Origin of the sequence: Tritonibacter litoralis (assembly GCF_009496005.1) — a bacterium.
GTDB lineage: Bacteria > Pseudomonadota > Alphaproteobacteria > Rhodobacterales > Rhodobacteraceae > Epibacterium > Epibacterium litoralis.
This window is the reverse complement of the sequence record NZ_WIBF01000017.1, coordinates 25108-48199: the sequence shown is the minus strand read 5'-3', so window position 1 is coordinate 48199 and position 23092 is coordinate 25108. Positions and strand designations below refer to the sequence as shown.

Genomic DNA, 23092 nt, shown 5'->3' with positions numbered 1-23092 from the left:
ACCCCACTGAAATTCGGACACTGACGTAAGCTACGATTTGCTGTCTGCTGATCTTCGACGAGAAGGAGATCACCCCGCTATACTCGTCAATTATGTTTAGTGTGCGGAACGCTTTTCCGTTTTCAGGGCACATGATCCTCCGGATCATTTCCTGATCTTTCCAACTCAGTGCGGCAATGCACCAAGTCATAGCTCCAAACATGATCGCGACGCTCTGATCTGCTGCTGATACGGGCTGGGGTCAAGACATGCACCCGTATCGGCACGGGCTTTACGCAGCTTTGCTATGAGGAGCGATGGTAACCTGTCCGCGCTCGATAGTGTAGACCTTGTCCACCAGCCGTTTGGAATGGGTATAGTCGGAATCTGATACCAAGACCGACAGATTTTCGGACTTCAAATCGGCCACAACTTCCATCAATCGCTGCGCCAGGGCCGGTGCCACGCCCTCGAAGGGTTCGTCCAACAACAACAGCTGATGACCCGCCACCAAGGACCGGGCCAAAGCCACCAGCTTCTGCTGCCCACCGGACAAAGTCATGGCGCGCCGATCCGCAAAACGACCAATTTCCGGCATCAGGTCATAGACCCATTTGACCCGTGCGCGATCCTCGCTTTTGGCGGCCCACAGAGGCACCATTATGTTTTCTTCCACGGTGAAATGCGGCACCAACCGACGGTCTTCGGGAAGATATCCAATGCCAAATTCGGCCCTGTTGTGGGCTTTTGCCTCTGCCAGATCGTGGTCCCGGAAAAAGATCCCCTGACCGGTAAAAGGCAAAGCGCCCATGATGGCCCGCATCAACGTGGTCTTGCCGGCCCCATTGCGACCGATCAAGCCACAGGTCTGACCAGCTGCGACGGACAGGGATGCATCCTTTAAAACCGTTGTGCCCTGAATAGAGACGGTGATGTCTGTGACGGTCAACATCGTTCAAGCTCCCTTCTGCATATCATTTTGCGCGTCGTCGTCGGCGCTGCGGTGGAACTCTGCGCCGATGACAAACTCCCGCACCTTGTCGTTTTCAAGGACCTGAGAGGTCGGCGCATCGGCCAGAATAGTGCCCTCGTAAAAGGCGATGCAGCGGGGGGCAAAGGCCTCGATCAGCTCCATGTCATGTTCGATGAACAACACCGAGGTATCAGTGGCTTTGAGCGCGTCAATCAGTGTCGCCATAAAACTCATCTTCTCTTCCGCACTGACGCCGCTGGTGGGCTCATCCAGAAACAACAATCGCGGTTGAGCCACTGTAGCCATGGCGATATCCACCAGCTTGCGCACCCCTTGGGCCAGGGTTGTTGTCAGCTTGTGTGCGTGTTCCTCGATGTGGAATCGGGCCAGAAGGTCCATGGCGTCTTGGGTCAGACCTGCATCAATGGCAGGGCGCAACCAGCCGCGTTTTCCCCGGCGGGCAATTGTCAGTGCGATCAAAACATTGTCCAACACAGTCAGTTCCGGAAACAGCTGCGGGATCTGAAACGACCGGCAAATGCCCATCTTGGTGATCTCACGCGTGGGCATCCCTGCAATGTCCTCGCGATGGAACAGGATTTGACCGGCGGTGGGGGTGAGATAGCCGGTCACCATATTGACAAAGGTCGTCTTGCCGGCGCCGTTAGACCCGATCACGCCAACGACCTCACCGGCGTGAATACGGATATTGATATTATGGGCCGCAACAACCGCATCAAAGCTCTTCTCCAAGCCCACGGTTTCAAGAATGACACTCATTGGGATTGCTCCTGGGCGTGTTCATGAGGGAGGGATCGTTTAGAGGCGCGCTCCAACAGGGACCACAGACCTTTGGGCAGGAACACAATGGTCAGAAGCATCACGATGCCCAAGATCATCTGCCAGGTGTTCGGCGACACTTCGACCGCATAGACCCGCAGCACTTCCAACACAAATGTGCCGACCAGCGGCGCGATCACATTGCCGGTGCCGGCCAGAATGACGATAAAAACAAATTGTCCGGATGTGGTCCAATTGGCCATCTCGGGCGTGACGTGACCCAGAGACATGGCCCATAAAACCCCTCCGATCGAAGAGATCACAGCGGCGATCATATAGGTTGCATGGACCGAGGCATGCGCCGATGTGCCCAGATATTCCACCCGCAGCTCGTTTTCGCGAATGGCCTCTACGATCTTCCCAACTGGTCCGCGCAGAAACCGGTGGATCAACGCCGCACTGGTCAGCGTCAAAAGCGCTGTCAGCACGTATAGGGCAGCGGTGCCTGTTTCCCCGGTGGGCGTCCAACCAAGATAGCTGGCCTGCGGCAGGTTGAACCCGTCGGTGCTGCCCAATCCATGAGAGCTTGAGAGAAGCGAGAACAGGATCATCGACACCGCAAGCGTCAGCATCGCAAAGAAGATCTCGCGGTAGCGTCGCAACAACAACCCCAGAACTCCAGATAGGACAAGGCTGGCGGCCACGGCCAGGATCAGGATCAAAAAGATGTCAGAGATCCCCAGAAACTTGTCCGCCATGCCAGCGGCATAGCCACCGACGCAGAAATACAGCCCCTGCCCAAAGGAGACGAGCCCCGCGCGCATCTGGATCATCACGGCCAAGGCAACAAGCCCCATGCCCATGGAAATCTGGACATAGTTCACCAGCCAGCGGGGTAAAAGCACCATCAAAGCCAGTAGAACGGGAAAGGCGATCACCAGTGCCCATTCGGTTTTATCAAAGTCTTTCATTAGATTTTTCTGCCTTCTGCCAGCGCAAACAGCCCATAGGGTCTGACCGCCAGCACAACCGCCATAACCAGATAGATCGAGAACATCTCAACCGGGGGATACAGGTGCACGGACATGGCGCGGGCAAAGCCGACGATCACCGCGCCGATCATTGCTCCGCCAATGCTCCCCATGCCGCCAATGACAATCACCGCAAAGGCCATCACGATCACCTCGGCGCCGATGCCCGGAACAACTGAGATTTCAGGCGCGGTTAACGCGCCACCCAAGGCCCCCAAAGTGGTTCCGATGACAAAGGTCACGGTGAAAAACAATGTCACATTGATCCCCAAGGCCGCGCTGACTTCGCGGTCGTGAATGACCACCAGTAGCAGCTTGCCAACCCGGGTGTGATTTAGCCCCCAATAGAGCCCCGCACCAACCGCAACCGCGATGCCGATGATCAGGAATTTGTAGATCGTATAGGGAATGCCCGCCACATCGACAGTGCCCAACCAGAAGGCCGGTTGATAGGCGACATAGGACTCGGTGCCCCAGATCAGCTTGGTGACATCTTCCAGGATCAAAAAGACCGCATAGGTCACCAGAACCATCAGCACCTCTTCGTGGCCATACATGAAACGCAACAGCCCGCGCTCCACCAACAAACCGGTGAGTATGCCCACGACAATCGCCGCCACGGGGATGATCAGATAGGTCAGGGCGATTGTGTTTCCGGTCTGAGTATAAAGGCCAATGGCCCAGGCTGCCGAGTAAGCGCCAAGCGCGTAAAACCCGCCGTGGCTGATGTTCAAGATGCGCATCACACCATAGATCAGCGTGAGGCCCACCGAGGACAGGAACAACCAGGCCGCGAAGCCAAACCCATCAAGGATGATGGCAACGGTTGTGAACATTTTGGAGACTCCCAGGTTACAACTGGGCTGGCGCGACACTCTGTGCCTCGCCAGCCCGATGCTTTGGTCATTTGGGTGGGATTAATCGCAATCCGCGCCTTCGAAACCGGTTTTGATCCACTCTTGCGAGGTCAGCCCGGCCGGTGGGTTGATGCATTCCGCTTTGAAGGAAACGATATTTTCCACGGTGCCCAGACCTGTGTCCTTGTCGAACTTGTAGGTGCCATAAGAGGTTCCGGTGATGGCCTGGTGACCGCCCGCCAGCGCCATGTCGACGATGCCACCGGGGGTGTCAAAGGACAGGCCTTTGAGGTTGGCGATAATGGCCTCTTCGGTGCCTTCGCCGGCTTTGTCCGCAGCCGCTTTCATCCCCAGCATCGCATTGACCATCTGATATGCCGGGTGCACCGGATAGACGCCATAGCGATCAAAATAGGCTTGGCGGAACCAGCTGTTCAGTTCTGAGTCCGGTGCATAGATGTTGTAAGATCCGCGCGCGCCAATGATGGTTCCATCCGGGATCTGGCGACCCAGGCGGTGGATTGCAGTGTCAGATGAGGTCAACACCATCTGCGTGCGGCCAAACAGGCCACGACCCGCCCCTTGGATCACCAGCGCCTCAAGGTCGCCGCCCCAGAAGCTGGAGTGTACAACATCTGCGCGCGCGGTGAGCAAGGCAGAGATTTCAGCCCCGTATTGACCCGCAAAGATCTTGGGGAATTGTTCATTGGCGATGCCGACATCATTCTTCAGAACCTGAATGGACGCAGAAAAGTCGCGCCAGGAATCCAGCCCCCAGGAGTAGTTTTGGTTGATGCCTGCAATCTCCCCCAGCTTGTCGACGGCGGCCGGGGTATGTTCCACCACATAACGGGCGGCGGCGACGTTATCCATTGTGGCGTGGCTTGCGGCCCGGAACAGGTAGTGCGGCTCTGTTACGATCTCCTCAAAGATCTGCGAGGTGCCGCAGGCGGTCATAACCGTCAATGTCTCCAGCTTCTCGACCTCGGGAGCGATGGCGACACAACTGCCCGAGGAGTTATAGCCCACAATCGCGTCCACCTCGTCTTTTTGCACCAGACGTTGGTAGTCGGCCACGACGTTTTTGGAGGCTTCATCCACAAATACAGGCTCAATCAGCGTGCCGGCAAAGCCAACCGAGTCATACGGCGCAGGAACTGTGCCGTTGTTGATTGCATCGGCCAGCAATTCGGCAGCGTTGCGCGATGGCACGCCAAACGGGCCGGATGCGCCGCCCGACAAGAAGCTGACAACGCCCAGTTTAAAGGTCTTTTCTTCCTGCGCCATGGCGGCAGGGGCGACAGCAAGGGCCAGAGTCGCGGCCAGCCAGTGGCTTGAGATCCGGGAAAGAGTGGAGTGGGTCATAGCGGGTTTCCCTGTTGGTATGTGTGAAAGCCCCGCTTTGTGCGGGATCATGTTTTGGGTTCGAAAATCGATCTTGCGGATGACTTACGGGAATTTACCGTAAATTTGTCAATACAAATTAGACAATAACGAGTGTTGATGATTGTAGTTCGTGACATGGAGGAGCGAATAACGCCTGTTCCTTGAGCAGGTTTTCATGGACCTCTCGGTCACTAGAACCTGCTGCAAGGCGATCTTGGTCAGGAGATGGGTGCCGTTTGGCGTTCGGAATCAGCCTCTGTTTCTTTGGCTGCGTCCCCCGCCAGCGGCAGTTGCAGGGTTGGACGGTCGTCAAAGTTCACGGCCGTCTCGCGGTTGCGGGTGACCTGCAGGCTAAAGACATCGAACCGGTTATAGCCCGCTGCCACATCGTGAAACCGTTTGGGTTCCAGGCATTGAGACAGATCGATATCGGCAAATCCGATCCCTTCTTCCAGCATCTCGTCACCAAAGGGTTTGCCGGTTGGATCCACAAAGAAACTGGGAGCCCGTTTACACGCATCTATCAGCGCCATCAGCTCTGGATCGCCGCCGGTCACCTTTTCAGTGGCGCGTTGATCAAAGGGACAGGCCACAACAATGCCAAAGCATTTGGCCTCGAAACAATGACCGGCTGCACGGATATGATTGGCGGCGCGGTTGTCGTAATTGCCCAGTTCCTCTGGCGGTCGGGTCGGCCAGATTGGCGGATAGGTTGAGATGTGAACCTGCTCGCCTTGGGCAATCAAACTGTATCGCGACAATGGGTTGGTGTTTTCACCGCAGATCAGCGCGCCGACGCGTCCGCATTGAGTTGGCTGAACGATCAGCCCGGCACTGTCACCTGGATCCCAGACGACTTTCTCAAAGAACGTGGGCACCAGTTTGCGGTGGTGGTTGATCACCTCTCCGGTCTCATCAATCAACAGGTTGCTGTTCCACAGGCTGCCGATCGAGGCCGGGTTGCGTTCTGAAATCCCGATTGAAACCATGATGTTATGTCGCGCCGCAGCGCGACGGATCATTTCGACCTCGGGACCATTGGCGTAAACGGAAGCCTTCGCGTACTCCGCAAAATGCGCATGGGTCTTGATGGGTGCGTGGATCGCGGCCCAGATCGGAAAACCGGGTAGATAGGCTTCGGAAAACGCGATTACATTTGCGCCTGCCTGTGCTGCTTCGGCAATAGCGGAAACCGCTTTTTCGGCACTGGCATGGGCGTCCAGATAGACCGGCGCAATATGTGCCGCCGCAGCCCGAAAGCGATGGGTGTCAAACATCTCAACTCTCCGTTTTTTGGAGACGACTGTCGACCAAAGGAAAACGGAACCCAATGTTCATTTGCGGACGTCGCCGTGCCGAAATTGACAGGCTTGGCTTAGGCGGTTTCGGCCTGCGCGCGTTTGCCGGTCTGCGTCGCGCATGCCGGTGGAACGCGCCCCATAAGGTAATCGGCGTCTTCCTGGAACAGACGGGCAAAATAATTGCGCAAGGCCACGATATGCGGAGAGTGGCGCAGATCGTGGTGGACTGTCATCCACAGGTTCCGTTTGGCCGTCAATTCCGGCAGGACCGGGACCAGAACCTCTTGATCTGCCAGCGCAAAATGCGGCAAGGCCACGATGCCCAAACCGCCGCGCGCGGCGGCGCGCTGGGCGATCATACTGTTGCTCCAGAACACGATGCGCGGGTTTTGAACCAGCTCTTCCAGCCAACGGACCGCGTCCAGTTCCACAAACTGATCCAGATACCCGACATAGGCGTGATCTGTTAAATCGCTGGCGTCAGTCGGCGTGCCATGTCGATCCAGATAATCCTGCGACGCGTAAAGCCCTATGGCAAAGCTGCCGATCTTTTGGGTGGCCATCTTGTCGCCTTGAGGCTTGAAGAAGCTCAGGAACATATCGGCTTCGCGGTGGCTGATCTGAACCTGCCGGGCGGTCGTCAACAGCTCGAGGCGGACACTGGGGTAATTGGCCTGAAACTTGGCCAAGCGCGACGACAGATACAGGGACGCGATCCCTTCCATTGTGGCAAATCGGATCACGCCACGGGTGTCGCCGTCCCCCGAGATATCGCTGCGCAGATTGTTGATACCCGCAACCACCTCATCGGCGCGTCGCAGTACCATCCGGCCAAAGGTTGTCAGCATCAGACCGTCACGATTGCGCTCAAACAAGGCGGTGCCCAGCGTGTATTCCAACCGGGACAATCGGCGTGAGACGGTGGAATGGCTGATGTTCAGCTCGCGTGATGCGGCTGATACGCTTTGACATCGTACTGATGTCAGGAACACTTTGAGATCGTCCCAATCAAGTTTTGCAAGCGGATCGGCAGGTTCAGCCATGGCAGGTCTCGCGTATCATGCCAGTATCTTAAGGCGCGATCCGTGGGCAGGAACAAGGTGCGACGCGGCTGCGAAGGGCGATGACCCGCAGAACGCTCTGCGGATCGCCTGTTTTTCGTGCGAATGAAGGGAAACAGCGAGGGTTAGGCGTTGGCCGTATGGGCGGCCTGCGCCTGTGCTGTTTCTGGGAAATGTGGTGCCATATCGTCCTGGAAGGCTTTGCGCCGTTCGGCCTCCACCGGGTTGTCCCGCAACAGCGAGATCCCAAAGAAGGCAATAGCGCTGACCAAAAGCCCCCAGAGCGGCGGGCCAACAATGCCTGGGTTTGGCAGCACTTTGAACTGCATGGCGATCATCACGCCCCAGCTCAACAACATCGCCCAGAACACCGCAGGCTCAGACGCCCGTGCCCAGAACAATGCACCCAGTAGCGGCAGTAGCAGGGTCAGCGCCATGCCCACACCAATCGAAGCCAAAGGCGCGATCAGTTGGCGACCCGAGGGTGAGAAGGCAAAGATCACCAATGCCAGCACAAAGACCACTTCAAACACGCGCGCCAGTCGCATGGCCTGGTGATTGTCGACCTTGGCCACATTGGGCAACAGATCCTGGATAAAGCTCGATGTGGCCGAGATCAGCTGGCTGTCCAATGTCGACATGCCGGCCGCAAAGACGGCAATCACCAGGATCGCTCCCATGGCAGGCAGGAACTGGGCATAAAGCTCAGGCACCAGCGCATCGGATGTGATCCCTTCGGGCAGGGCAAAATCCATCCCCAAGGCCATCATGCCAATGACCGCACCTGTAAAGGTGACCACAAACAACGCTAGGAACGAGGTGATTGCGGCGCCTTTGACCAGCGTTTGCGGGCTGTCGGCCATATAAAGACGCTGCCACAGGTGCGGGGTCAGGATCCAACCAAAGGTGAACAACGTCATCACGGTGATATAACGCCCCGCACCACCGTCAAATGCAAACAGCTCGGGACGGGCTTCGGTTGCCGCCGCCCAGCCTTGGTTCCAGCCACCGGACCAGCGAATAACCAACAGCATGGTGCCCACCAGCAGTGCTGCAAAGGCAAAGCCTTGGATTACATCGGTCCAGACAACCGCGCGGCTTCCCCCCACAAAGGAATAGACCCCAACGCAGACGGCAATCAGCAGCACGCCGACGTTAAAGGTGATCAACCCGCCCGAAATGGAATTCAGCGCGGTGGCGATGCCTGTGATCTGAATGGCTGAATATGGGAACAGAACCGCAATGCAAATCAACCCGGTCAGAATGCGCACCCGGCGGCTGCTGTTGTAATAGGCCGCAAGCAGATCACCGGGGGTGATGAAGTCGAATTTCTTGCCCAAAGCCCAGATGCGCGGGCCGATGACCATCACCAGAATGGGACCCATCGCGTTGAAAAAGCCAAACAGCAGCCAGTTCACACCAGATTTGTAGAAAAAGCCGGGCCCGCCCAAAAAGGCAAAAGTCGAAAACCAGGTGGCAAACATGGTGCCCACCAGCATCATCGTATTGGCCCCGCGTCCCATCAGGAACCAATCCTCGGGGTCGTCATGTTTGTTGGTTTGATAGGCCCGATAGGCGATATAGAACATCAGCGCCAGATAAAGCGCGATGCCCAGAAGTGTGAGCGCGGTGATCATGTGTCAGCTCCTTCTTCAACGAAGGATTTGGTCATCTCTACGCAGTCTTTGCCCCGCGTGAGGTAATAGGCGACCCCGAGAAAGCAATTGAGCGAGAACATCGCATAGCAATAGAGCACCGTGACCGGCATGCCGAGCGCGCCGATCTCGGCGCTGTTGCCGAGGATGCCATAGACCGGCAACAGACCCAGTACGAGGTTCAGAACGCCCCAAAGGAAGAACAGACGCCCCAGCGGGGTGCGAGGAAAGATGCCAAGGGTCGGGCCATAGGCGGGCGTGCTGTCAGTTGTGTCTTGCCCCTGCGCGGGGGGAGCCATTGAAAGGCTTGTCATTTCGAGACCTCCTGTCAGAAAGGTATATTTTTGTTGTTTTGTATTTTTGAGACCGCAGACGACTGTTGGATTCGTCCGGACAATAGGAGCAAGGTGACACAGGAAGGGCAGCGGCGTTGATGTCGTTTGTGCACAGCTCTGTGCAAATACCGTCAGCCCTGTGCTTGCTGGTGCAAAACCGGGCGCCGGTGGTCAGGGTATGACAATCAGGGAAACGGGATGGCTTTTGTTGCAACGCCAATATTGATGTTCTGCCCGCCGCGTTTGGCTATGGCGGACATGACGCCCAACACAAAGGGCTGCCCGTCCTGTTCTACAATCAACGGCGCGCCCGAGTCCCCTTGCATGGAGGCACATTGGGTCAACAACAGCTCAGGCGTCTGACGCAGGTGGGGTGCTTGGCAGTTTTTCGCTTTGGTCAGAACATGCGGGCGCAGACCGGCATATCCGACCAGGGCAATCTCAGCCCCATGGGGGGTATCTTGTGCGATCTGCAAAAAACCAACCTTTTGGCCAATGGGGTCAACCAGTTTGAGCAGGGCCCAATCCGCTGCTGGGATGAGCTGAAAACTGCGGCTTTTGGTGTCATGGATCGGGGCCAAGACGTAGCGTTCCACCGCGGTGGTTGCCAGCGCGGTACCGCGTTCATATCCGGCAGCGAACCGCAGGCTTTCGGGCGGGATCCAGGACTTGCGGCGATGATTGAACAGGCAATGGGCCGCGGTCAGCACTGTGTCGGGGGCAATCAACGTTCCGGTGCAATGGCTGCGAATTTTGATGCTTGCATAGTTCACCCGCCCAATGGCGCTCCAAGGCGTGGATTTGGCACTGATGATCTCGCGGGCGCGGATTGCATCACAGCTGGTTCCGACAGTCTGGTTCGGTCCGCAAACAGGTTCAGCCTTCTGCGCCTGCGCAGAGCCGCTCAGCAAAACCCACAGAAAACCACAAAGGCAAAGAACAGCGCAGGTCAGTCGTGTCATCTTGATCATGGTCCAGCAAAAGGGCGGGTGGTTTTCTGTATCGCCGAAGCTTTGTGCAGGGCTAGCCATGTCAAAGCCTGTCGCGTGATTGTCATCTGATGTGGGGCTTGGCTGCCGCATGTGATGACCGTCCGCGCGGCAGTCTAACCATCTGGTTTCACCGAAGTTTATGATCCGACAGATGGGTTTGGGGCCCTTTGTTTCCTGAGGTGGTGCCCGGTCCACTCTAACCAATTCAATGTAGAATAACGTTTGATTTGGCGGTGTAGCATAAATTTCACACAAAACGTCACAAAACTGATGCACTGTTGTGTCTTTTTGTGGGTTGTAGAGGCTTTTTGTGCATTACCCCCACCATGAACGACACAAGTGATAAAATCCCTCATCGCGGACGCGAGTTACTGGAGGTGCTGGCCCGTTTAGGCGGGTCAGCCCGCAATGCACAGATTGCCCAGGTGATGGGCGTCTCAGAAGAAACCGTGCGTCGTCTGGTGAAAAACCTCGCCGAAGCGGGAAAGGTGCACCGTGTGCATGGCGGCACCTATCTGAGCGTTGAGCAGGACGCGCCGATGTATTCTGGGGCGCTGGAACAAAATGCGGCGGAGAAAACCCAGGTAGCCCGCACGTCGCTGTCCTTGATCCAAGACGGCATGACCCTGTTTGTGAACGTCGGATCGACCACCACTTATGTGGCCGAACAGCTGCGTGAACGCGCCCAGCTGACGGTTGTCACCAATTCCATCTCGGTTGTCGGAGCATTGGCCGAACACAATGGCAGCCGTGTGTTTCTGGCAGGCGGAGAGGTGATGCGGGCCGAACGCGGCAGCTTTGGCCACAACACCGAAGCCTTTGTGCGCCAGTTTGCCTATGACGCTGCCATTTTTGGCTGTGACGGGATCTGCCCCGATCTGGGTGTTCTGATCGCCAATCCAGCTGAGGCGGATCTGTCCCGTGTCGCCGTAGATCAATCCGCGCGGGCCATCGTGGTGTCCGACAGCCGCAAATTTAACAAGCGCGCCGCCTGTGTGGCCTGCGCGCCCGAGAAGATAACCGACCTTGTGACCGAAGCCGCGCCAGATGCACGGCTGCAGCAGGCCTTGGCCAACTGGCAGGTCCGCGTGCATGTGGCAGATCCCGATGCACGGCCGATCACCAACGATGACAAGACGATTTAAGACCACCTGAAGACCAAACTTGATCCTACTAAAATGGCTTGGAACAACATGAAACATCTTCTTCTGACCAGCACGGCAGCGATCCTGCTGCCGGGTATCGTAGCAGCGGCCTGCCCGGCCGTAACCATTGCCGACAGCAAAGGCGTTGCTGCCGGTGACCAGCTTCAGCAATATGAACTGGGTGAGTTTAACAGCAAAGCAGGGTGCGAACTGACATTTGCTGAAAACCCGGCAATTGCCGACCTGAACAGCCAGATCTTTGGCAATCCGGCGCTGCCCGCCCTGGCGGACCGCCTGCCGCAGGAACCGCTGGTGATCGCACCTTATGACAGCATCGGCCAATATGGCGGCCAGCTGGAAGCTCTGTCCAACGCCACCGAATCCGGCACCTCGGACTTCCTGTCGATCCGCCACACTTCCTTGGTGCGCTATGCGGATGATCTGCAAACCATCGTCCCCCATGTTGCCAAATCCTTTACCTGGAACGAAGATTTCACCCAGTTGACCGTTGAGCTGCGCAAAGGCCACAAATGGTCCGATGGCGCGCCGTTCACTTCTGCGGATATCCTGTTCTGGTACAACAACCTGATGATGGACACCAATGTGATCGCCGAAGCCAAAGCCTATGTGCTGGCCGGTGGCGAGCCGATGGACGTGGTGGCCCTGGACGAGACCACCGTTCAGTTCACCATGAAAGCGCCCAAGCCTGGTTTCATCGAAACCTTTGCCGCGCAATATGTGCAGCCCTACCAGCCGGTGCATTTCCTGGGTCAGTTCCACCCGGCGATCTCGGCTGATGCAGACGCCAAGGCACAGGCACTGGGCTATGAAAATGGCTATGACCTGATCAAAGCCTACTATGGCAACTCTGACTGGACCGACACCCCGTCGCCGATGCTGACCGCAGGTGACAAGCTGGCTGGTCTGCCCAAGCACACCGTGCCCACATTGGAAAGCCACATCATCGTCAAAGAAGACGCCGAAGGTCGCCATCTGGTTGCGAACCCTTACTTCTTTATCGTTGATACCGCTGGCAACCAGCTGCCTTACATCAACGAGCTGAACGAGACCTATATCAGTGACGAAGAGGTCCGTACCCTGAAGCTCTTGAACGGTGAAGTGACCTACAAAGCGCAGGCGGTGAACTTGTCATCGGCTCCGGTTCTGCTGGAAGGTCAGGAAAAGGGTGGGTATTCCATCTCAGTCCGCCCGACCATCTCGATGCCGTCGGTTGCCTTCAACATGACCCACGAAGATGAAGCCCTGCGCGCGGTGTTCAACGATATCCGTTTCCGCACCGCTATGTCGATCGGCATCAACCGCGATGAAATCAACGAGACCGTTTATTTTGGTCTGGGTACACCACAGCAATATGTCGGCTTCTCGCCACTGCCGGATTACGTGGATAGCAAATGGGCCAGCCACGAGATCGCCTTTGACCCTGCCCGCGCCAACGCGCTGCTGGACGAGCTGGGCCTGGTGGACGCCGATGGTGATGGCGACCGTGACCTGCCCAACGGCGACGCGCTGGTGCTGGACTGGCAGTTTGCCACCCAATCCTTGTCCGCGCAGCTTGTTGAGCTGGTCGCACAGAACTGGAATGATCTGGGCGTGACCACCAACATCAAGGAAGTCACCTCGGACGAATATCGTTCGGCTCAATCTGCCAACAAACTGGACGTTGTGTCCTGGGTTGTGGGTCAGCCGGCCGGCGCCATCTTGGGTGACAACCAACTGTGGGTTCCGCCTTATTCGGATTACTTCGGGATCCGCCCTGCAATGGGCTGGGGCGAATGGATGTCCTCGAACGGTGATGCAGGTATTGAACCGCCAGCATGGGCAAAATCGGTTGCCGAAGACATTGCGGCCTATCAATCCTCGATCCCGGGTTCTGCCGAACAGGGTGAGATTGGCGCACGTATGGTCGAAGCCATGACCGGCTCGCTGACCATTATCGGCACCGTCGCAGCGCCGTCGCCGATCTATGTCAGCACCAAGCTGAACAACGTGCCGGAATTCAAAACATCGTCTTATGAATTCTACCGCACCTATCCTTACCGCGCGACCCAGTGGTGGTTGAGCGAGTAATCGCAACATTCAGCCGGGTGCCCTTTGGGCACCCGGTTTTGATCTGCGGAGGCCGCAATGTTGAACTTTGCACGTTTCGCCGCCACACGAGCGGCTATGGCTTTGGTGACCTTGGTCATCGTGTCATTGGTTGTGTTCTCCCTGATGGAGCTGGTGCCGGGTGACTGCGCCGAACGGTATTTGGCCTATAAAAACACCCAAGGGCAGGCGATCACGCTCGCTGATATCGAGGCAGAGCGGGTCCGTCTGGGCCTGGATCGCCCCTTTCTGACGCGCTGGGCCAGCTGGCTTGGTGGGGCGTTTCAGGGAGATTTTGGTGAAAGCTGCATCCTGCGCGTAGATATTGCCCAACTTCTGGGCTCGAAATTCTGGATCTCGTTGGGGGTCTGCCTGGGCTCGCTTCTGCTGGCCTATGCCATTGCCATTCCGGTGGGCATCCTCTCTGCCGCCTCTCGCAATGCAGCGCTGAACAATCTCTTGCGCGTGCTGTCATATCTGGGTCTGGCGCTGCCAAACTTCCTGCTGGCGCTGATGATCATGCTGTTTGCCACGGTCTACTATGGCAACACGCTGACGGGGCTGTTTTCCCCCGAATTCAAAGACGCGCCCTGGAGCTGGGCAAAATTTGTTGATCTGGCAAAACACGCCTGGCTGCCGGTCTTTATTCTGGGCTGGTCGGCCACCGCCTTTGCGCTTCAGACCGTGCGCGCATTGATGTCGGATGAGATCGGCAAGCTTTACGTCACCGCAGCCTCAGCGCGGGGCATCTATGGCACCCGGCTTCTGTGGCGCTATCCTGCGCGCCATGCGCTGGGGCCGATTGTGAACAGCCTGGGCTTTGACCTGAACCGCATCTTTAACGAGCTGCCGGTGGTCGCCCTGATCCTGACCCTGACCGAGGCTGGGGCGCTGCTACTTGAAGCCCTGGCGCGGTCCAACGACCAACAGATGGCAGGCGCGATCATCTTCTTGCTGACCGCCTCCATTGTGACGCTAAACTTTGCAACCGACGTGCTCTTGGCGGCCATTGATCCGCGCGTGCGCAAAAGCATTCTGAGGTAACCAAGACATGAGCGATGCTGCAATGGACAGGCCCCAGACCCCATCAAACAAGGCAAAAGAAGCGTATTTTACCGCCTCTCAGGGGCAGCTGATCTGGGCCCGCTTCAAAAAGCAAAAGGCCGCCATGGTGGCTGCCATGGTCCTGATCACACTGATCCTGTCAGGGCTCTTTGCCCCTTTTCTGTCGCCTTATGACCCAACCGTTGCAGGCCGCAACAAGGACTATTTGAACGGCGCGCCCCAGATCCCGCAGTTCTGCGACAAAAACGGCTGCTCTCTTGTGCCATTTGTCCATCCGGTAACCCGCGAACGCTCGATCGAGACCAACTTTCGCTGGGTGGAAAAGGTCAACGAGGATGCGCGCGTCCATATGCGGTTCTTTGTCAAAGGTGATGATTATCACCTCTTTGGCTTTATCCCCGGTAATATTCACCTCTTTGGGATGGAGGAGGGCAAGATCCACCTCTTTGGCACCGACAGCGCGGGCAAGGATATCTTCTCCCGCACACTCCACGCGGTCTGGACGTCGCTGCAGGTGGGCACCATCGGGGTTCTGATCTCCTTTGTGCTGGCTTTGGTGATTGGCGGTGTCTCAGGCTATTACGGGGGCTGGCTCGACAGTGTGGTACAGATGATTACGGACGCGATCCGAACGGTGCCTGCGATCCCGCTGTTTATGGCCATTGCCGCCTTTGTCCCCTCAGAATGGTCGGCCGAGACGCGGTTTTTCTTTATCTCCATGATCCTTGGCCTCATTGGCTGGCCCACGCTGGCGCGCCGCGTGCGCACCCATTTGTTGACAGAGCGCAATCAGGAATATGTGCTGGCCGCACAGCTCTGCGGCGCCAGTGGCGCCCATATCATCCGCCGTCACCTGCTGCCCAGTTTCACCAGCTATATCATCGTCGATCTGGTGATTTCCTTCCCCTATATGGTGCTGTCGGAAACCGCGCTTTCGTTCATTGGCCTTGGCCTCAAAGACCCGGTGAATTCGCTGGGCGTGATGCTGCAAAACGTGACCAAAGCGGATGTGCTGTTGAACTATCATTGGTATTTCATCCCCGTTCTCTTCTTCATCACGCTGGTTTTGGCCTTTGTCTTTGTCGGCGACGGGCTGCGTGACGCGGCCGATCCATATGCGGAGACACGTAAATGAGCCTTCTGGACGTCAAGAACCTGACCCTACAGTTCAAAACCGATGAGGGGCTGATCACGGCGGTGGATGATGTGTCGTTCTCCCTGAACAAGGGAGAGGTGCTGGGATTGGTTGGCGAATCCGGGTCTGGCAAATCCGTAACCGCCAAGGCATTGATGAAGCTCAACGCCTCTAACGTGGTCTATGGGGACAACAGCCAGATCACGCTCAATGTCGAGGGGCAGGCAGTTGATGTCATGGCGCTGCGGCGACCACGGGATCTGCGGGTGGTGCGCGGCGGTGCAATCTCGATGATCTTTCAAGAGCCGATGGCCAGTTTTGCCCCTGCAATCAGCATCGGCAAACAGATGGTGGAACAGCTGTTGATCCACACCGATCTGTCCAAGGCCCAGGCCAAGGAGCTGTCGATTGAGATGCTGGACCGTGTGGGCATCACCGAACCCGCCACAAGGTTCAACCAATATGCGTTTGAGATGTCGGGCGGCATGCGCCAGCGTGCAATGATCGCCATGGCGCTGTCGACCAAACCCAAGCTGCTGATCGCGGATGAGCCCACAACCGCGCTGGATGTGACCATTCAGGCGCAGGTGATTGACCTGATGAAAGATCTGGTGGCCGAGTTTCAGATGGGCATCATCTTTATCACCCATGATCTGGGTGTTGTGGCGCAGACGGCGGATAAGGTTGCGGTGATGTATCTGGGCCGGATTATGGAGCAAGGCCCGGTGCGGGATGTCATCCGCACCCCCGCCCATGCCTATACACGCGGGCTGTTGAACGCGCTGCCAAAACTGGATGATCTGGACGCGCCCTTGATGCCCATTCCCGGTGATATTCCGTCTCCATTGGAACGCCCCTCGGGCTGTGTCTTTCACCCCCGCAATCCCGAATTGCGCCCCGGATCGCGCTATGAGGTCGAACGCCCCCCTTTGACCGAGGTGCGTCCAGGCCATTTTGCGGCACTGTTTCCCGAAGATGTGGCAGGTGAGTCATGAGTGAGCCTTTGATCAAGACACAAGACCTGCGAGTCGAATTCCCCATTGGCGGCGGCGTGTTCAATCGCCGTGTCATGACCGCGGTGGACGGCGTGTCATTGGAGATCCCAAAAGGGTCATTCTTTGGGGTCGTGGGTGAGTCCGGCTCGGGCAAGACCACATTGGGTCGTGCGCTTCTGAATGCGGTGCCGATTGCCTCAGGTTCGGCGCATTATGACGACGGAGAGCTGCAGCTGGATCTGGCCAATATGTCCCCAAAAGAGCTGAAAGCCTATCGCCGTCGCGCCCAGCTGATTTTTCAGGACCCCTATGCCGCGCTCAGCCCCCGTATGACCGTGCGTGATATCATTGCCGAACCGATTGAGATCATGAAGCTCACCAAGTCGCGGGCAGAAACCGACGATAGGGTGCGCGAGATTGCCGCCAAATGTCGGTTGAACCTCGAACATCTGCGCCGCTTTCCCCATGCGTTTTCCGGAGGTCAGCGGCAGCGGATCTCAATCGCGCGCGCCCTGGCCTGTGGCCCGCAATTTGTCGTCGCGGATGAGGCGGTGGCGGCTCTGGATGTGTCGATCCAGGCGGATATTTTGAACCTGTTGAAATCCCTGCAGCGGGATCTGGGGCTGACCTTTATGTTCATCAGCCACGATCTGTCGGTTGTGGCTCATACCTGTGACCATGTGGCGGTGATGTATCGCGGAAAAATCGTCGAAAGCGCCCCCACGCGTGAACTCTTTGCCAATCCGCGCCACGCCTACACGCAAAAGCTCCTGTCTGCGATCCCTTCGCTGGAGATTGCGGACTGATCCGACGCGACCTTGGTCGACATGCAAAAAGGGGCCGAAAACCGGCCCCTTTCTTGTGTGTTCTGTGGGTTAAACGAACAGGATGCTGTTGTTGTCCTGGAGTTCCGCCAGGGTGGTTGTGAACCCGTTGTCCTGGGCAAAGGTTGCCACATCGACAAAGGTTCCATCCCCATTTGCGCTGACGGCCAGGGTTTGTTCCCCTGCCTCATTGACCCCAAGCGCGATGTAGTCGCCAATGGCGCTCACATCCCCGTCAAAGTTGGTCAACAGGGCAGAAACATCAAGCTGATCCCCGTCTTCCAAGGAGAAGTCGCGCAGCCGATCAACACCGTCAAAGCTGTCGAACACAAAGGTATCTGCATCCGCACCGCCAAAGATGTTGTCATTGCCTGCGCCGCCGACAAGGATGTCCTCACCACCGCGACCGGTGATAAAGTCAGAGCCGCCGCCACCATAATATGTGTCATTGGCATTGGAGCCGAACAGCGTGTCGTAATACTCGGTCCCGACTACGATTTCAAAGTTCACCGCAAAGTTCGAGGCCGTCAACGCGACATCCAGTTCCTCACCCCGTGCTTCTCCGGCTGTGAGACCGCTGTCGTCATCCAGCTCATACCGCGAGGAATAGATCTGCAGCGCCGAGGCAGAGCGATCCGCCACGATGTCCTGGTTCAGCAGTTCGGCAAATTGACCGCCATAGCTGTTCAGCGAGCCAAGGATACGGCCAAACCCGTCTGTCGACGTCAGCTGCAGCACATCGCTGCCACCGTTGCCGCCATTCAGGACTTCACCCACAACGTCGGTTTCCGAAATCAGGTTGGCTTCCTGATGGACTTCTACCGTCAGCGTGGATGTGGTGACAAAGCTGCCGTCGCTGACTGCGATTTCCAGATCATGGGTCGCAATCCCAACCGAGGCATCCTCTTCCAGCTTGGCCGTTGTGGTGACCGCACCGGTCTCGGCGTCGATGGCAAACAGGCCCTCGTCATTGCCGCCCGCGATGCTGTAGGTCAGCGTATCGCCATCCAGATCATCTGCTTCGACCTGATGGATCAGATCACCGGCAGAATAGTCTTCGTTAAAGACCGTCAGGTGGCGGCTGATCACCGTGGGCGCATCGGCTTCGTTCACAACCGTCAGCGTCACCGTGGCAGAGCTGCGGTCGGTGCCGTCAGAGACCACATAGGTAAAGCTGTCAGGACCTTCATAGTTCGGATCCGGGATGTAGGTCACGCTGCCATCCGCTTCCAGACGCAGGGTGCCATGCTCCGCTTCGCCAACTTCGACAATGACCAACTCACCCCCATCTGCATCGCTGTCGTTCAGCAGAAGCGTGGTGATATTGGCGTTGTTGTCTTCGGTCACAACCACATGATCTGCCGCAGCGACCGGCCCTTCGTTTGCGATGCCATCGCCTTTGACCAGATCCTCGATGTCAAAGATCTCGCCGCTTTCGAACTCCACCACTTCGACATTCAACACGGTGTCCGTGCCATCTGCATGGCGGAAGATCACCGCATCTCCGTCGCGATAGATGTCATATTCGCTGCGCGACCCGGCAAAGAGGATGGTATCAACCCCCTCACCACCGTTGACCCCATCATCACCGATACCGGCCACGATATAGTCATTGCCGTCACCACCACTCAGGTAATCTTCCTGGTTTGTGCCGATCAACAGATCTTCGCCATCGGTGCCGGTTTCAATAACACCCTGCTGGAAATGCTCGCCACCGCGATCCTCCCACCATGGAGCCTGGCTTGCGTTTTGCTCCCACAGGAACTCCGCACGCGGGCTGGTGTCATTGAGATCCGACAGGAAGCTAAAGAAACCATAGCGAGAAGGTTCGCCCACCGAGCCGTGGTTGGTGAAGGCACCGGTGCCAACCTCACGCCAGATGTCCCAGATACCTTGGAACAGCTCCCGCATGTATTCGCTGCGGTAGAAGTCCACATAGAACCCTTCGAGCTGTTCAACGGTCTCCTGCGGCAGGTTGGTGTTGTCAAAGTGCAGCAGGTGCGCGCCACCTTCATAGTCGGTGACCTGCAGCCCATAGCGATCGGCGATCTCTTTCTGCTCACGCAGAAACTCGCCTGTTGCCGGGATCGAGAACGGGTAATCCGGATCGTTCAGTTTCTCGAACAGGAAGGCCTGCGCGTCCACGTCCGGATCGTTGATTGCCTCGATCAGATCCGCGCGCAGCTCGTCGCGGGTCAGGGTTGCGCCGCCGAAATAGGTGGTCACCGCAATCGAGTCAAAGATCTCTTCTGGCGGGATAAAGTTGTCCGGATCATTCAGCTGCCACGCATCCGCCCGCAACAGGGCTTCGGTGACGCTTGGAACCGCCGACTGGGTACCCAAAGTATTGTGCAACAGTGGGCGTTCATCTTCGCCGACCTGGTTAAAGATCTCCTTGAACGTCAGCGCTACATCAGCCGCCTTGGAGGTGATGTAAGCGAAGCGCGATGCGTTGTCGCCGGGATCCAGGTTCCAGGCTTCAATCGCCTCGGCCCGCAGATCATGGGTGTCCTGATAGCCATAGTTCCAAAGCTCGTTACCGTATTCCACGGTGACTTTCAGGTTCGGATCCAGGTTGTCGCGGATGTAGGTCGCATAATGTTCAATCACATCGGCGTTTGCCTTGGTCGGGATTGTAATCCACAGATCAGTGCCCGCTTCGTTTGAAAGCTGAACCAGGGCTTCTATAGGAACCCCATATTCGGTTGCCCAGGAGGATTCTTCCAGTGAGGGCAGATCGTCCAGGGTTTCGATTGGCGATTCAATCGTGCGCTGCCAGGCCATCGTGCGGAATTCGCGGAAGTCCGCCAGCACATCCAGCGCATCCGGGTTGAAGGTCGCGCCAGCGTCATAGAGATCGACGTACTCTTCCTTCACGATGCTGATGTTCTTGATGTAATCGCCGGTGTCGTTGGGGTCGGTTGACCGCAGGAGCACCTCAAAGCTGCCTGAGCCATGTTCAAAGACGATTTCGCCATCTTTCTGGCTGATGATATTGGCATCAAAGCGCAAGTCGATTTCGCCCTCACCTTCGTAACGCAGCACATAAGTGCCCTCGCGTCCGATCGTGTCCGAGAAAATGAAACCGATGGTTGGCGCGTCCTCAGGGATTTCGGTGGGCCAGCCGTTGTCGTCGAGATAACCTTCCTCACGCAATTCAGCGTAATCATAAGTCCCGAACTCACCCGGCGCGTGCGCTTTTACGGGTCGACTGGATTTGAATATGTCGAGGAAAGGCAATTGCGAGCTGTAGTCCGCCGTACCCGTCAGACCAACCGAACCCGAGCCATTGTCCACGCCAAAGGCACGGTCAGTGCTGGCAATCAACTCGCTGCGGCTTTCATCTACATCTGTGACATTCACGGTCACGTTTGCAGCGGTGCTGGCCACACCATCGCTGACCGAGATTTCAAGGTCATGCACAGGTGCCGTTTCAAAATCGAGCCCAGATCCATCCGACAAAGATATCGCGCCAGTGTCGTCGATTTCAAACAGGCCGTCCTCGTTGCCGCCTGTGATCGCATAGGTCAGCGCATCGCCTTCGACGTCGCTGGCGGTCACTTGGGCCAACACATCACCGGCATCGGCGTTTTCCAAAACGGTCACCTCAGCTGCAGCCACAAAGGGCGCATCATTGACCTGTTCCACCACAACCGAAACACTGGCAGTCACGGTCTGGCCATTGGAGTCGGTCGCCGTATAGGTGAAGCTGTCGGTGCCGTTAAAGTCTGCGGCAGGGCGATAGGTCACGGTGCCATCTGCATTCAGCTCGGCTGTGCCATTTTCCACGGTGCCAAGGGCAGTGATCGTCAGCCCCTCGCCAGTGTCATTTTCCAACAGATCCAGAACAACCGCGCTGTCCTCGGCGACCGTGCCCGTGTCGTCTGCAGCCTGTGCCGGTGTGGGCGCAGGTGTGGGTTCTGGGGTCGGCTCCGGATCTGGGGTCGGTGTCGGTGCCGGAGTTGGCGATGGGTCTACAACCGCACCGCTGGCCAAGTCTTGCAAGGAAACAGTTTCGCCGCCAGCCAAACGGGCCAGTTCGACCCCGCGTACCGTGCTGGTTTCACCAGCCGCGGTTGTGATTGAGAAGGAACCGTCTGCTTCGGCCACAACGACAAAGTCATCAGCCGTTCCACGCAGCCAAAGCTGGTCGACACCGGATCCGCCGTCGATGTCATTGCTGCCAGTTGTCAGCACAATCCGGTCATCACCCGCACCACCTTTGATGGTGTCGTCACCGCCACGAGAGTCAATCCAATCATCCCCGGCCTGACCATGGAAATGGTCGTCGTACCGGCCACCAAAGAAGCTGTCATTGTGGCGGCTACCGATGATCTTTTCGATGTCGCGGGTCACATGGCCAAATTCCAGCGCTGTATCGAGCGCGGAATCCGACAATTGCTCGTCGGAACCTCTGAGGTGATTTCTGTTGATCACACCGTAACGCGCATTGACTGTTTGCCCGTCAAACTCGGCCGTCGCGCCGCGCTGATAGACCGAATAAGCTTTATCCGATCGTGCCAATTCCAGCTCACGACCCAATGCGCCGTATCGTCCGATGGATTCGATCACCAGCCCTTGGGATTCATTGACAAAGGAGGCGCGGTCGTTGCCATTGCCGCCATCAAGAAAGGCACCGTCACCGCCACGGACAAAAAAGCGGTCGTTGCCGTTTTCACCATAGAGCTCTTTGTCCCCACCCAGAGAGCGGAAGAAGTCCCGGCCGTCACCGCCATAGACAATCGCGTCCTCACGATAGCCAAAGTAGCGATCATTGCCGTCAGTGGCGACAATACCTTCGATGTTTACGGCAAGGCTTGCCAATTCGAGCGAGGTTTCCAATGCGGTCGACGACAGCAAGGCATCGGATCCGCGATTGGCGACATTGTTGTTCAAAGAGTGGAAGTTCGCGGTAACCGTTTGGTCACCGAACTGTGCGGTTGCGCCGCGATCATAAAACAAAAAACCGCTGTTTGAAGCGTTGATGCCCAGCTCGCGGCCAAGCGCCGAGAAACGAGGAATGCTGGAGATGTCAATGCCACCAGTGGTGTCGCCAGCGTCAACAACAACGACGTCTTCACCGGCTTGAGCGTCCACGAATTCACCATTTGTAGACAGCGTGGATACGCTATTAGCATTTCCTAGTAAGAAGCTATCTGCTTCAGATGTTTCGGGCTCTACTTCTTTGGTCTGGCCCTCTGCGTTAATAAGAGTTTCCGAGCTGCTTTGGCCGATCTCGAATTCTGATTCAAATTCTTTAATAATCTTATTCAAGGGCTCTCTCCTTGAGAAATATTGCATTAATTTCGGAATTAACCATTCCTAACACTGGGGTAATGGTGCCCGAGATTTGTCTCCAATGACGTTTTTGTGATGAGCGGAATAATGAATTTTTCTGGTTTTTTATCGCCATATTGACGCCATGATTATGGCTTGAATTTGCGCACATTTAAAATTCTAAATTTAATTATA

17 protein-coding genes are annotated in these 23092 nt (G+C 56.9%); 6 read left to right on the top strand and 11 right to left on the bottom strand.

Translation table 11 applies throughout. The annotated features are described in order from the left end of the window. Window positions 1–271 precede the first annotated feature (271 nt). The 10 genes from GFB49_RS19145 to GFB49_RS19100 all read right to left on the bottom strand — a co-directional run bounded on the left by GFB49_RS19145 (window position 272) and on the right by GFB49_RS19100 (window position 10389). Window positions 272–931 (bottom strand): ABC transporter ATP-binding protein, encoded by a 660-nt coding sequence (locus GFB49_RS19145; RefSeq protein ID WP_153217662.1) that lies wholly within the window; start codon window positions 929–931, stop codon window positions 272–274. Between the two features lie 3 nt (window positions 932–934). Continuing rightward, entirely contained in the window at window positions 935–1732 is a 798-nt protein-coding gene (locus GFB49_RS19140) for an ABC transporter ATP-binding protein (protein ID WP_153217660.1), read from the bottom strand. Beyond that, window positions 1729–2703 carry a branched-chain amino acid ABC transporter permease gene (locus tag GFB49_RS19135; RefSeq protein ID WP_153217658.1) on the bottom strand — a complete coding sequence of 325 codons (975 nt, stop codon included), beginning with the start codon at window positions 2701–2703 and terminating at the stop codon, window positions 1729–1731. The genes GFB49_RS19140 and GFB49_RS19135 overlap by 4 nt, the downstream gene beginning before the upstream one ends. Beyond that, window positions 2703–3599: a branched-chain amino acid ABC transporter permease gene (locus GFB49_RS19130; protein WP_153217655.1), complete on the bottom strand. Its 897-nt coding sequence runs from the start codon at window positions 3597–3599 to the stop codon at window positions 2703–2705. The genes GFB49_RS19135 and GFB49_RS19130 overlap by 1 nt, the downstream gene beginning before the upstream one ends. Window positions 3600–3680: 81 nt before the next feature. After that, window positions 3681–4985 carry an ABC transporter substrate-binding protein gene (locus GFB49_RS19125; protein WP_153217653.1) on the bottom strand — a complete coding sequence of 435 codons (1305 nt, stop codon included), beginning with the start codon at window positions 4983–4985 and terminating at the stop codon, window positions 3681–3683. Between the two features lie 239 nt (window positions 4986–5224). Continuing rightward, a complete protein-coding gene (locus GFB49_RS19120) occupies window positions 5225–6283 on the bottom strand; it encodes a carbon-nitrogen hydrolase family protein (RefSeq protein WP_153217651.1) in 1059 nt (352 codons plus the stop codon). Window positions 6284–6381: 98 nt separating this feature from the next. Then, window positions 6382–7350 carry a LysR family transcriptional regulator gene (locus tag GFB49_RS19115; RefSeq protein ID WP_153217649.1) on the bottom strand — a complete coding sequence of 323 codons (969 nt, stop codon included), beginning with the start codon at window positions 7348–7350 and terminating at the stop codon, window positions 6382–6384. Window positions 7351–7493: 143 nt separating this feature from the next. After that, window positions 7494–9005, bottom strand: coding sequence for a sodium:solute symporter family protein (locus GFB49_RS19110; protein ID WP_153217647.1), 1512 nt, complete (start codon window positions 9003–9005; stop codon window positions 7494–7496). Continuing rightward, on the bottom strand, window positions 9002–9337 hold the full coding sequence (locus GFB49_RS19105) for a hypothetical protein (protein WP_153217646.1): 336 nt from the start codon (window positions 9335–9337) through the stop codon (window positions 9002–9004). The genes GFB49_RS19110 and GFB49_RS19105 overlap by 4 nt, the downstream gene beginning before the upstream one ends. Before the next feature lie 206 nt (window positions 9338–9543). Beyond that, entirely contained in the window at window positions 9544–10389 is an 846-nt protein-coding gene (locus tag GFB49_RS19100; protein WP_194269410.1) for a trypsin-like serine peptidase, read from the bottom strand. A 287-nt stretch (window positions 10390–10676) separates the two neighbouring features. On the opposite strand from GFB49_RS19100, the gene GFB49_RS19095 reads away from it, so the two are divergent. The 6 genes from GFB49_RS19095 to GFB49_RS19070 are packed head-to-tail and all read left to right on the top strand — an operon-like array spanning window position 10677 to window position 17602. Then, window positions 10677–11495: a DeoR/GlpR family DNA-binding transcription regulator gene (locus tag GFB49_RS19095; RefSeq protein ID WP_153217640.1), complete on the top strand. Its 819-nt coding sequence runs from the start codon at window positions 10677–10679 to the stop codon at window positions 11493–11495. Between the two features lie 48 nt (window positions 11496–11543). After that, a complete protein-coding gene (locus tag GFB49_RS19090) occupies window positions 11544–13583 on the top strand; it encodes an ABC transporter substrate-binding protein (RefSeq protein WP_153217638.1) in 2040 nt (679 codons plus the stop codon). 57 nt (window positions 13584–13640) lie between these two features. Then, the gene (locus tag GFB49_RS19085; protein WP_153217637.1) at window positions 13641–14645 is read left to right on the top strand and encodes an ABC transporter permease; all 1005 of its coding nucleotides are present in this window, start codon (window positions 13641–13643) and stop codon (window positions 14643–14645) included. A 7-nt stretch (window positions 14646–14652) separates the two neighbouring features. Further along, a complete protein-coding gene (locus GFB49_RS19080; protein WP_246149805.1) occupies window positions 14653–15801 on the top strand; it encodes an ABC transporter permease in 1149 nt (382 codons plus the stop codon). Beyond that, the gene (locus tag GFB49_RS19075; RefSeq protein ID WP_153217635.1) at window positions 15798–16796 is read left to right on the top strand and encodes an ABC transporter ATP-binding protein; all 999 of its coding nucleotides are present in this window, start codon (window positions 15798–15800) and stop codon (window positions 16794–16796) included. The genes GFB49_RS19080 and GFB49_RS19075 overlap by 4 nt, the downstream gene beginning before the upstream one ends. Next, window positions 16793–17602: an ATP-binding cassette domain-containing protein gene (locus GFB49_RS19070; protein WP_153217633.1), complete on the top strand. Its 810-nt coding sequence runs from the start codon at window positions 16793–16795 to the stop codon at window positions 17600–17602. Before GFB49_RS19075 ends, GFB49_RS19070 begins: the two co-directional genes overlap by 4 nt. Before the next feature lie 69 nt (window positions 17603–17671). Here GFB49_RS19070 and GFB49_RS19065 read toward each other — a convergent pair whose 3' ends face one another. Continuing rightward, on the bottom strand, window positions 17672–22894 hold the full coding sequence (locus tag GFB49_RS19065) for an Ig-like domain-containing protein (RefSeq protein ID WP_194269409.1): 5223 nt from the start codon (window positions 22892–22894) through the stop codon (window positions 17672–17674). Window positions 22895–23092 lie beyond the last annotated feature (198 nt).

Bases quoted from the DNA above. Each gene is read 5' to 3' on its own strand.
- GFB49_RS19145 (WP_153217662.1), bottom strand. From the start codon at position 931: ATGTTGACCGTCACAGACATCACCGTCTCTATTCAGGGCACAACGGTT.
- GFB49_RS19140 (WP_153217660.1), bottom strand. From the start codon at position 1,732: ATGAGTGTCATTCTTGAAACCGTGGGCTTGGAGAAGAGCTTTGATGCG.
- GFB49_RS19135 (WP_153217658.1), bottom strand. From the start codon at position 2,703: ATGAAAGACTTTGATAAAACCGAATGGGCACTGGTGATCGCCTTTCCC.
- GFB49_RS19130 (WP_153217655.1), bottom strand. From the start codon at position 3,599: ATGTTCACAACCGTTGCCATCATCCTTGATGGGTTTGGCTTCGCGGCC.
- GFB49_RS19125 (WP_153217653.1), bottom strand. From the start codon at position 4,985: ATGACCCACTCCACTCTTTCCCGGATCTCAAGCCACTGGCTGGCCGCG.
- GFB49_RS19120 (WP_153217651.1), bottom strand. From the start codon at position 6,283: ATGTTTGACACCCATCGCTTTCGGGCTGCGGCGGCACATATTGCGCCG.
- GFB49_RS19115 (WP_153217649.1), bottom strand. From the start codon at position 7,350: ATGGCTGAACCTGCCGATCCGCTTGCAAAACTTGATTGGGACGATCTC.
- GFB49_RS19110 (WP_153217647.1), bottom strand. From the start codon at position 9,005: ATGATCACCGCGCTCACACTTCTGGGCATCGCGCTTTATCTGGCGCTG.
- GFB49_RS19105 (WP_153217646.1), bottom strand. From the start codon at position 9,337: ATGACAAGCCTTTCAATGGCTCCCCCCGCGCAGGGGCAAGACACAACT.
- GFB49_RS19100 (WP_194269410.1), bottom strand. From the start codon at position 10,389: ATGGCTAGCCCTGCACAAAGCTTCGGCGATACAGAAAACCACCCGCCC.
- GFB49_RS19095 (WP_153217640.1), top strand. From the start codon at position 10,677: ATGAACGACACAAGTGATAAAATCCCTCATCGCGGACGCGAGTTACTG.
- GFB49_RS19090 (WP_153217638.1), top strand. From the start codon at position 11,544: ATGAAACATCTTCTTCTGACCAGCACGGCAGCGATCCTGCTGCCGGGT.
- GFB49_RS19085 (WP_153217637.1), top strand. From the start codon at position 13,641: ATGTTGAACTTTGCACGTTTCGCCGCCACACGAGCGGCTATGGCTTTG.
- GFB49_RS19080 (WP_246149805.1), top strand. From the start codon at position 14,653: ATGAGCGATGCTGCAATGGACAGGCCCCAGACCCCATCAAACAAGGCA.
- GFB49_RS19075 (WP_153217635.1), top strand. From the start codon at position 15,798: ATGAGCCTTCTGGACGTCAAGAACCTGACCCTACAGTTCAAAACCGAT.
- GFB49_RS19070 (WP_153217633.1), top strand. From the start codon at position 16,793: ATGAGTGAGCCTTTGATCAAGACACAAGACCTGCGAGTCGAATTCCCC.